The sequence below is a fragment of the Gordonia sp. IITR100 genome (assembly GCF_002009645.1).
GTDB classification, from domain to species: Bacteria; Actinomycetota; Actinomycetes; order Mycobacteriales; family Mycobacteriaceae; genus Gordonia; species Gordonia hongkongensis.
This window is the reverse complement of sequence record NZ_MVKV01000032.1, coordinates 1-9,849: the sequence shown is the minus strand read 5'-3', so window position 1 is coordinate 9,849 and position 9,849 is coordinate 1. Positions and strand designations below refer to the sequence as shown.

The following is a 9,849-nucleotide window of genomic DNA, read 5'->3' as shown; positions in this document are numbered from 1 at the left end:
GCTGAGTACGTCGAATGGTTCAACCACCGCCGCCTGCACGGCGAGATCGGACACGTCCCACCCGTCGAGTACGAGAGCGCCTACTGGTCGACCCACACCGTCACCAGCTACCGTGAGAACCCGGTCCCCGCAAACGCTGGAACCAACTAACCGAGCCTCCAGCAAACCCGGGGCGATTCACACCGTCTCCCGAATCACGGATCGGGTCATCGAAGAGATGGTGTCGTGGTGGGCACGCCCGCTGGAGAAAGTGTACGCGGCGGTGTTCATCGACGCGATCATGGTCAAGATCCGGGATGGGCAGGTGCGTAACCGGCCCATCTACGCCGCGATCGGGGTGGATCTCGACGGGCACAAAGACATCCTCGGCATGTGGGCCGGCGACGGCGACGGCGAGTCGGCCAGGTTCTGGCTGGCGGTGCTCACCGACCTCAAGAACAGGGGTGTCCGCGACATCTTCTTCGTTGTGTGTGACGGATTGAAAGGGTTGCCCGACAGTGTATCTGCCGCGTTCCCGTTGGCCACGGTACAGACGTGCATCATCCATCTGATCCGCAACACCTTCAAGTACGCCTCCCGCAAGTATTGGGACACGATCAGCGCCGATCTCAAACCGATCTACACCGCGCCGACCGCCGCTGACGCCCGGGCGCGGTGGGAGGAATTCGCCGAGAAATGGGGCACGCCGTACCCGGCGATCGTGACCCTGTGGGAGAGCGCGTGGGAGGAGTTCATCCCGTTCCTTGACTACGACGTCGAGATACGGCGAGTGTTGTGCTCCACCAACGCGATCGAAAGTCTCAACGCCCGCTACCGGCGTGCGGTGCGCGCTCGAGGACACTTCCCGAACGAGCAGTCCGCACTCAAAACGCTCTACCTGGTCACCCGGTCGCTGGACCCGAAGGGTACCGGTCAGACGAAGTGGGCCGTACGCTGGAAGCCAGCGCTCAACGCCCCGGCCATCACGTTCGCCGATCGTATGCCCGCAGCCGAAGAACGCTGACCCGCCGAGCAATCGGAAAACCGCCGCTTACACCGAATATCGGACAGACCCGTCGGGGCCCGATTCCCGCCGAGCTCGTGGTGAGCGTGCGTGAGACGCTGGGTGGGGGTCGTCCAGAACGGGGGGTGTCCCTATGGGTTTGTCAAGCAGCTGAAGCGATTGGGGTTCGGTAGGGCTCGCTGTGCTTGAGCATCGCGTAGAGGACGTCGCATCGTCGGCGTGCCAGGCAGATGAGGGCGGCGTTGTGTTTCTTTCCTTCGGCGCGTTTGCGGTCGTAGTAGGCGCGGCTGGTGGGGTCGTGCAGTGCGGCGAACGCGGAGAGGAAGAAGGCTCGTTTGAGTTTGCGGTTTCCGAATCGGGCGGGGTGCTCGCCACGGATGGAGGTGCCGGATCGGTGGGTGACTGGTGCGATGCCGGCGTAGGCGGCCAGGTGGCCTGCGGTGGCGAATGCTGAACCGTCGCCGACTTCGAGGAGGATGCGGGCTGCTGTGTAGGGGTCGTAGCGGATCTGGTTTCGCACCGCGGCAAAGTGGCTCCGCGCCATGTCTCGATCGTTGTCCGCGTCGCCGGTAGCATCACGGGTGGACGCCTGCACGGTGGCGTGGTCGAAGGCCAGGATACGTGACGCTGCGAGAAGAACTGCAGGCTTCCCGGTTGCCTCCTGTCGATGTCACAGGACCCGGGTCAGCGGGAACCGGCGTCCTGCTGATGGTAATGCTCCTGCGTGCGTTTGTGTGAACGCGGCGGCCCTGCTTAGCGTCCTCCTCGCGGACTTGCCGCGACAGGCCGGTTAGCCTGACAAGGATGCTGCGGCCTTTCGTAGTGACGCCTCCAGGGTCGTTTCCGCCTCGGGTAGAGCCGCCGCGAGGGTTGTGACGGATCGGAGCCGCTCGGATGAGGCGTGATCCTTCTGTACTGCTGCGCGTGCGACTGCAGTCCAGGATGTCGCCGCATGGTGGGCGTTGGCTGCAAGGATGGCGGTGGCGTGATCGCCGGTGAGGCGCGCGATTTCGTCGCAGCCCTGTGCCAGCAGTCGGCGGAACAGGCCGCCGCCGGTCCCCGCTTTCTCGATGAAGGCGCCGAGGCTGAATAAATGCATCTCGAGGTCGTCGGTCGACAGGGCTCCCCAGCTGCAGACGTCGGATGCGAGCGCGCTGGCAGCGTCGAGGCCGTGTGACCCGTGTTCTGCGGGCCCGGCGATCGTCGATGCGCCTGGGGTGCTCAGGCTCGCTGCGGATTGTGCGAATGCCTGTGCGGCCACCTCGAGAATCGAAGGTGGCGTCTGTGGCCAATTGATACGAAACAGCGTGTGTCGGGTTGGCTCCGGGAAGGAGGTCGAGCGGCGCGCGCGTGCGAGTGCGTCCAGTGGGACGCGTTGAAGGTCTTCGCGATCGTTGTCGGCGATGTACGCGACGCCTTGCGTCTCGTCGTAGCCGACTACAACGATGTCGTGGCGGCTCATGCGCAACTGGACCCGCAGGTAGGGGAGTTCTGCGATCTCCGCCCAGACCAGTGCAGGGCGTCCCTGATCGATCTCGCCACGAAGGTTCTCCCAACCCTCGGCCGGGTCGTCTGTGGCAAGCACCTCGACGGTGCCGCCCAGACGGCGGGGGAGGTCGATCTCAAAATCAGGTCCTCGTCCGACTAAGTACACGGGTGGCATCAGCGCTTTTGATCGAATGTAGGTGAGGGAGAGGGCTCCGCCGAGGGCAAAGACGAGGCCCTCGTCGGGTGGGCCGTCGTAACCGAGCCCGGTCCACTCCATGAGGTCTCGCATCGCACCGGACCCACAGTGGCCACCCATTCGGTGCGGGTAGGGGTCGATCATCGAGGGGCCGGACACTGACACGATCCTCCTGTGTTGAGGCGGTACGAAAATTGTCGATTGCCGGGCCGACGACTGAGGCAGACCGGGTTAGGCGTGGAATGCATCTAGTGACGTCGCACGCTGCGTGAGTATAAGAGGGCCATAGGCCTCTTTGAGAGCCACCAGGATGTTGTCGAGAGGCAGGTCGTTGTACACACCTCTTTCGCGGACGTACTCCATGTGTGTTGAGCCGTCCGCGGAGTGAGCGTGGAGCAACGCGTCGCTGTCGCCGGTGAAGTCGATCGGGGCGACTCCGAACCGCGCGCACAGTTCCGAGTTGAACGCGGGTGTCGCCTTGAGCCACCGTCCGTCTATGTAGACGTGGCTGTACCCGTGATAGACGAAGACGTCGGTTCCCATCAGCTCACGTAGGGCGCCCGTTTGGAGGTGATTACGGACGTCGGCGAAGCCTAGCCGCGCTGGGATCCCGGCGGCGCGGAATGCGGCGGTAAGCACGACGGCCTTGGGGACGCAGTATCCACGCCCGGATTCGATTACATGGCTGGCCCGGTAGTGCTCTGGGTCGTTGGAGACGGTGTACGGGTCGTAGCGGATGGCGTCGCGCACCGCGGTGAACAGGCGGCCGGCTTTGTCTTTGTCGGTGGTCGCGTTGCCGACGGCTTCGCGTGTGAAGGTTGCGACGGTGGCGTGCTCGATGTCGAGGAAGCGTGAACCCGTCAGCGCCGCCGGGCTGACCGCATTTGTCGGTGATGTGGTCATGGGGCCGCTCCGATCAATTCGGACCTGACGATCGGCGCTCGTTGTGCAATGGCGCGCTTGGCGGTCACGAAGTCAGCGGGTCTGTTGACGCAGTCAGCTGCAATCAGTTCTCCGGCGGTTAAGTAGTAGCAGGTGAAGTCGCGGCCATGGGCGGGGTTGCCGCTGACCAGCACCTCGTCGTATCCGGTGTTGAGCCCGGCGATCTGGAGTTTGAGGTCGTATTGGTCGGACCAGAACCATGGCAGTGCGGCGCGACCGGTTGTGTTGTCGCAGATTGTGGCCGCCGCGATCTTGGCGTGCTCGGTTGTTGCGGACACGCACTCGAGACGAACACGTCGCCCGTACCGCTCGATTCGGTGGTTGGCGCAGTCGCCGGCTGCGACGATGTCAGGATCGCTGGTACGAGCGCGGTCGTCGACGAGGATGCCGTTTTCGACGTCGATGCCCGCAGCTGCTGCGAGCTCCGTGTTCGGAATGACGCCGACGCCGACGATGACCAGGTCAGCGGCCAGCGTCTCCCCCCCGGACAGGACAACGCCGTCGACTCGTTCGTCGCCGCGGAACCCTTCGACCATTGCGTCGGTCCGTACCTCGACACCCTTCTCGCGGTGAATTCGATCGAAGAATTCCGACACGACGGGCGCCGTGACACGTTCGAGTACGCGTCCTGCCGCCTCCAGGACGGTGACCTCGACACCCAGGGTTCGAAGCGAGGCCGCTGTCTCCAGGCCGATGTACCCGCCGCCGACAATGACGACCCGCGAACCCGGGACCGCGGCGGCGCGGATGGCCTCGACATCGGTGGCGGTGCGCAGATAGTGCACGCCCGGCAGGTCGGCGCCGGGGACCGGCAGTGCGCGAGCTCGAGCGCCGGTGCACAGGGCCAACTTCGAGTAGGACACCGCGTCGTTGTTGCCAAGAGTGACGGTTCGTTCGGCACGGTCGATCGAGGTCACGGTCCCGTCGACGAGCTCGATCCGTTGCTTGTCGTAGAACTGGCGGCTCCGAATCGCGACATCGTCGAGATGGCAATCGCCAGCCAGGTATGCCTTGGACAGCGGCGGCCGCTGATACGGCAGGCGGCCCTCGTCGCCGATCAGCAGGATGGCCCCAGCCCACTTCTCCTTGCGCAAATTGGCCGCCAGCTGTGCGCCCGCGTGGCTTGCGCCGACGATCACGACCCGATCAGTACTCACGTCTCCGGCTTGGGAGTCAGACGGACCATCATCTTGCTGATCCCACGAACGAAGTTGGACTGCACGTACTCCGGATCACCGACCACCTCGATGTCGTCGAAGCGCTCGAGAAGTTCTTCCCAGAGAATGCGCAACTGCAATTCGGCCAAACGGTTTCCCATGCAACGGTGCACACCGAAACCGAACGCGATGTGGTTGCGAGCGTTGGACCGATCGATGATGAGCTCGTCCGGGCGGTCGAACACTCGCTCGTCGCGGTTGCCGGAGGCATACCACATGACGACTTTGTCACCTGCGCGGATGAACTGACCGTTGAGCATCACGTCCTTCTTGGCGACCCGACGCATGTATGCCAGCGGGGTTTGCCACCGGATAATCTCCGACACCGCATTGGGAATCAGATCCGGATTGGCTTTGAGTTTCTCGAACTGCTCGGGAAACTCGTTGAGAGCCAGCACTCCGCCGCTCATCGAGTTGCGGGTGGTGTCGTTGCCGCCGACGATCAGCAGCACGAGGTTCCCGAGGAACTCCATCGGGCTATTGTCGAGAAGGTTCTTGGTGTCCTCGTTGCTCTGCAGCATGGTGATGAGGTCGAATCCGGTCTCCTCGCCTGCCGCGGTCCGCGCGGCCTTGTCTCGCCACAGCGCACTCAAGCCCTGTGCCATCGCGACCATCTCGCGGAAAACTTTGTCGTTGTCCGATGGTCCGCCGTTGGCCTGCTCCATCGACGTGGCCAAATCCGACCACTGGACGAGTTTGTGGCGCTGCTCGTAGGGGTAGTCGAGCAATGTCGCGAGCATCCGCGCGGTCAGTTCGACCGACACGGTCTGGACCCAGTCGAACGGTTCGTCGAGCGGTAGCTCCTCGACGACTTCCCGGACGCGAGACCGGATGAGGCCCTCCATCTCGCGCAGGTTCTTCGGTGCGACGACTCCCTGGACGGCGGCGCGCTGCTTGTCGTGCCGCGGCGGGTCCATGGCGATGAACATCGCGATATCCATGAAACGCGGGGGCCGACCGATGATGATGAACGGTTCGGCGGAGAACGCTTCATGGTTTTTGTCGACAGCGATGATGTCGGCATGTCGAGTGACCGACCAGAACGGCCCGAAGGGACTGCGGGGCTGGAAGTGAACGGGCGCCTCATTGCGCACACGCTCGAAGTAGGACCGCCACATGCCCTGTCGGTAGAGAAATGGGTTGCTCAGATCGATGTCAGTGAGTTCGACGTCCTCGACCGGCGGGATGGGGGTCTCGGTGAAGATTTTCTTGCCGTCGGTTCGGGTGACGATCCGGCGGGTCTTGTCATAGACGTGAGCGCCACGGATCTGCAGATCGATCGGGATCATGGACTGCGCCTTCTCGGCGATCGCGGTGGTAATGCTCATCTGAAAGTCGCTCTCATTCTCTCACTTCACAACTGGAACTCGGGGAGGTGAACGGTCAACCCGTCCCACTCTTCGCGCGCGGTCATCTGACACGACAGCCGCGAGTTGGCCTCACGCTCGGGGTGCATGCTCAACATGCCTTCTTCGACGTCTGTGCTGTGGCCGACGGTGTCGATCCACGCGCTGTCGACGACGACGTGGCAGGTTCCGCATGCCGCCTCACCGCCACAGTCGCCATCAATGCCCGGTATCGCCTGGTCGACCGCGGTCTGCATCAGTGACCTGCCGGGCATCACCGGCGCGGGGTAGTCCTCGCCGTCGTGGGTCACGTAGGTGATCGTGGCCATGGCCACCTCCTTGTTCCTGGGTCGTAGAGATGAGTGTGCGCGCGGCGAATGTGGTCGATCCAGGTTCGGACGTCGCGATGTCTTGTTAACTTGGCTCATATGAGCCTTGTCGAGTCGGGGATGCCGCCGCTGGCGTTCGCCCAGCTCCTCGACAGCGGCGCCTTGGGCGCGGCGGAGACCCGAGCGTTCGAACGCATCATGGCCCGCGAGGGCGTCGATCTCGCGGTCGTCATTGCGCGACAGGGCCAAGTGCCTGTCCGGTGGTTTCACGAGGTGTATCCGGCGATGGATTCCCAGCAGGGATTCCGGTTGGGCGTAGCGTTCGCCGAGCACGCTCAGCTCACCTCGTTCGGCCCCATCAGTTTGCCGCTGGTCAGTGCGGGTTCCGTCGTCGAAGTTGTTCAACTGCTTCAGTTCTTGCCCCTGATATCGACCGCGCTGAGCACCGAGTTCCAGCACGGAGATTCTGGACTGACGATCGCTCTGGCCGGGCGCACCGACAGCGCCGGCACCGATTGTTTCGCCGTCACCTACGGTGGTCTGGCTGTCCTGCGGTTGGTGGACATGCTCGCCGGTGCCGTCCCCTCCGTGGAGCTTCATCTGACATGCCAGGCGCCGGCAGACCTGATCGCCGTGGGTGAGATCGGCCATCGGATCGTTTTCAACGCGCCCGCGGCGTTCGTGCACATACCGGCTGCCGTGCTCTACGACGTGTGCCGTTTCTCCGACCCCGTGGCCTACCGGATCGGTATTGCCGAGCTTCGACGCGTCTACGAACAGCGTAGGCCCAGTTCCTACACGCAGCTGGTCCGCGCACAGTTCGATGCCGACCCTGCCCGCGCTGACGGTGCTCGTATCGCGGCGGAGCTGTCGATATCGGTGAGCACACTCAAGCGACGCCTGAACGCCGAGGGCACCACCCTGCGTCGCCTGCGGCAGCAGTTCGTCCAAGAACGGGCCACCGCGCGACTGCTGGATCCGGGCATCGGTGTCGGCGAGATAGCCGCAGAACTGGGGTACTCCGACGCCGCCAGCTTCTCTCATGCGTTCACACGGTGGGTCGGATGCTCCCCGACGCGGTTTCGCCGCGCACCGGCGAATCGGCAGGCAGCGCCGGGCATCTGAGCAGGTCAGTCCGCGCGAAGAAGATTGACGAAAAAGCTGTCTACCGTGGAGGTGTCGGCGTAGCGCGCGAAGTGCATGAGATCGACTTTCACGAACTCGCCGGTGGCGGAAAAGTAGGTCTCGCCGTCCACAGTCCCGCTCGCCCCGATGTGCAGGATGTGATCGGCGTCCTCGTCGATGCACGCCGTAAGACGTACTGGTACGTGGAGGGGTACCGGTCGGCGGTACTTGACGGTCAACGTGCGCGTGACGGCCGGGGTGCCGGCGATCCACAGCGTGAATCCCATGATGTCGTCGCACGCGGCCGAGATAGCGCCTCCGTGCGCCAAACCTGGTCCACCGGAATGCTTGGTGGTGAAAGAGTGATCGGCAAAAACGCGGTCGCCGTCGCGGTACACCTCGAGCTGCAGGCCGCTGGCATTCTCCGGCCCGCAGCCCATGCACGATGGGGAGTGTGCGGGCAGTTTGGTGGGTGCTGACATCACAGTCCTCGAATCGATGCTCGTGCCGGTAGCAGACCACTACCAACGGTATCGTTGGTAGAATGCCACATCCACGCTGGACCAACAGCGTGAGGAGACCTGGTGGCGGTGAGCATCAATGGCCTCGACGACGTCGATCCGCGGCGGGTTCGTTCCCGGAACCGTCTGCTCGACGCCACGGCGGTGTTGCTGCGCAGCGGGGGAGTGGAGGCTGTCACCGTCGAGGCGGTCACGAGCGTTCCCGCAGCTGGAGACAGTCGTGCGGCAGCAGTCGGTCGACCCGATCCCTGCGGGAGTGCCGTCGTTTCAGTCATTCGACCGGATGGGCACGGCGTTCGGGGAGAAAGGCGCCAAGACAACGGCGTTTATCGCCATGGAGAACCGTGGCGGCCTCACCCCGACGGTGCGTGCACGCTACGACGAGCTTGTCCAGGAACTTCGTGGCACCACCGCCGATGTCGCTTCCGCCCGCGACCTGGTGGGGGGATCGCCGATGTGTGTTGTCGAACTTGTCAGGATGTAAAGCCTGGGACGGGATCACGGTCGTTCTAGAAGTACTGGCCGACGTCGGCAATCTTGTAGGCCACCGGGTCATGCAGGCTGTGCGTCCGGATGTTGCGCCAGAACCGGTCCAGCCCCAAACGCGGGTGTGTCCCACGCGCCCCGATGACCTCGAAGATCCGGCTGCCTATAGACAGACCCGCCTCGGTGGCCAAGACCTTCACCCCCGACACCTGAACCATCAGCGAGGCCCGATCGGCGGGTGCCAAAGCATCACCCTTCTCCCAGATCCGCTGCACCGCGTGCGACGCATCGCGGGCCGCCGCGTCAGCGCCTTGTAGTTTAATCGCAAGCTCTCCAAAGGTCCGAACTACGTATGGATCCTGCGTGGCCTCAGAAACCCCCGCAGGGGTCCATGGCCGTGCGTGCTCCAGCGTGTATTCGCGAGCGGAGTCCAGCGCTTCGGCGGCAATTCCTATGTAGACGTGCGAGAAGATCAGTTGCACCAACGGGCCGAATAGGCTGGCGCGCCTATAGCCGAAAAAGTCGGTGATCACGCTGTTCGGAGCCCCCAACACCTCGTGCGGAAGCACTTGAACATCTTTGAAGTCCGTTGTACCGCTGTCGGTCCGCCGCATCCCCAGGGCTTTCCAGTCATTGTTGGGACGCACTCCCCCTCGGTCGGTGGGTATGACCGCTGTGATAATTCCCGACCGCTCGGGTGAGTCATCATCCTGCGCCACGCCAAACACCAGAAGCAGATCGGATCCGAGCGCCCCGCTACAGAAATGCTTGGTCCCGTTCAGCACGTAACCACCGTCGTCGCGTGGGGTTGCACGCACCTTCCAGTCGAGAATGTGACTGTTGTTCTCGCTCAACGCGTTCCCCGTCCAGGAACCCTGCGCCACGCGGCGGTAAGTGGCGTCGCGCTGCTCCGGCGAGCCGAGGAGTTCGATGAAGGCTGCACACACGAGGTGGTATCCGTAGAGGTGGCCAAGCGAGCCGTCGACCTTGGCAATCTCGCGGATTACTGCGAAGACTGAATCGCCCCGGGTTTGCTGGAGGCTCGGTTAGTTGGTTCCAGCGTTTGCGGGGACCGGGTTCTCACGGTAGCTGGTGACGGTGTGGGTCGACCAGTAGGCGCTCTCGTACTCGACGGGTGGGACGTGTCCGATCTCGCCGTGCAGGCGGCGGTGGTTGAACCATTCGACGTACTCAGC

The 9,849-nt window shown here is 63.7% G+C and carries 10 protein-coding genes and 4 pseudogenes; 5 read left to right on the top strand and 9 right to left on the bottom strand.

What is annotated here, in order from left to right; translation table 11 throughout:
* Positions 1-150 (top strand): IS3 family transposase (locus tag B1818_RS23545; RefSeq protein WP_139114277.1); only part of this gene is annotated, 150 nt, incomplete at its 5' end.
* A 31-nt stretch (positions 151-181) separates the two neighbouring features.
* Positions 182-1,003, top strand: a pseudogene (locus B1818_RS23540) (IS256 family transposase); the annotation flags it as partial.
* Positions 1,004-1,145: 142 nt separating this feature from the next.
* Here B1818_RS23540 and B1818_RS23535 read toward each other — a convergent pair.
* The 6 genes and pseudogenes from B1818_RS23535 to B1818_RS23510 form a co-directional block, all read right to left on the bottom strand.
* Positions 1,146-1,493: pseudogene (locus B1818_RS23535) on the bottom strand (transposase); the annotation flags it as partial.
* A gap of 300 nt (positions 1,494-1,793) precedes the next feature.
* Complete coding sequence (locus tag B1818_RS23530) at positions 1,794-2,807, bottom strand: BtrH N-terminal domain-containing protein (protein ID WP_172622077.1); 1,014 nt, start codon at positions 2,805-2,807, stop codon at positions 1,794-1,796.
* Between the two features lie 111 nt (positions 2,808-2,918).
* The gene (locus B1818_RS23525) at positions 2,919-3,590 is read right to left on the bottom strand and encodes a transglutaminase-like domain-containing protein (RefSeq protein WP_004020618.1); all 672 of its coding nucleotides are present in this window, start codon (positions 3,588-3,590) and stop codon (positions 2,919-2,921) included.
* A complete protein-coding gene (locus B1818_RS23520) occupies positions 3,587-4,786 on the bottom strand; it encodes an NAD(P)/FAD-dependent oxidoreductase (RefSeq protein ID WP_014928948.1) in 1,200 nt (399 codons plus the stop codon). The genes B1818_RS23525 and B1818_RS23520 overlap by 4 nt, the downstream gene beginning before the upstream one ends.
* Entirely contained in the window at positions 4,783-6,174 is a 1,392-nt protein-coding gene (locus B1818_RS23515) for a cytochrome P450 (RefSeq protein WP_004020620.1), read from the bottom strand. Before B1818_RS23515 ends, B1818_RS23520 begins: the two co-directional genes overlap by 4 nt.
* A gap of 26 nt (positions 6,175-6,200) precedes the next feature.
* Positions 6,201-6,521: a 2Fe-2S iron-sulfur cluster-binding protein gene (locus B1818_RS23510; protein ID WP_004020621.1), complete on the bottom strand. Its 321-nt coding sequence runs from the start codon at positions 6,519-6,521 to the stop codon at positions 6,201-6,203.
* 99 nt (positions 6,522-6,620) lie between these two features.
* On the opposite strand from B1818_RS23510, the gene B1818_RS23505 reads away from it, so the two are divergent.
* Positions 6,621-7,646, top strand: a complete 1,026-nt coding sequence (locus tag B1818_RS23505) for an AraC family transcriptional regulator (protein WP_004020622.1) — start codon at positions 6,621-6,623, stop codon at positions 7,644-7,646.
* 5 nt (positions 7,647-7,651) lie between these two features.
* Here B1818_RS23505 and B1818_RS23500 read toward each other — a convergent pair whose 3' ends face one another.
* Positions 7,652-8,128: a PaaI family thioesterase gene (locus tag B1818_RS23500; RefSeq protein ID WP_004020623.1), complete on the bottom strand. Its 477-nt coding sequence runs from the start codon at positions 8,126-8,128 to the stop codon at positions 7,652-7,654.
* A gap of 108 nt (positions 8,129-8,236) precedes the next feature.
* Here B1818_RS23500 and B1818_RS24625 point away from each other — a divergent pair.
* Both B1818_RS24625 and B1818_RS23490 read left to right on the top strand, forming a co-directional pair.
* A pseudogene (locus B1818_RS24625) lies at positions 8,237-8,362 on the top strand (TetR family transcriptional regulator); the annotation flags it as partial.
* Positions 8,363-8,366: 4 nt separating this feature from the next.
* Positions 8,367-8,609 (top strand): annotated as a pseudogene (locus B1818_RS23490) (MMPL family transporter); the annotation flags it as partial.
* 67 nt (positions 8,610-8,676) lie between these two features.
* On the opposite strand, the gene B1818_RS23485 reads toward B1818_RS23490, so the two are convergent.
* On the bottom strand, positions 8,677-9,600 hold the full coding sequence (locus B1818_RS23485) for an acyl-CoA dehydrogenase family protein (protein ID WP_014928945.1): 924 nt from the start codon (positions 9,598-9,600) through the stop codon (positions 8,677-8,679).
* A 99-nt stretch (positions 9,601-9,699) separates the two neighbouring features.
* Positions 9,700-9,849: IS3 family transposase (locus B1818_RS23480; RefSeq protein WP_139114277.1), on the bottom strand; the 150-nt coding region annotated here is incomplete at its 5' end.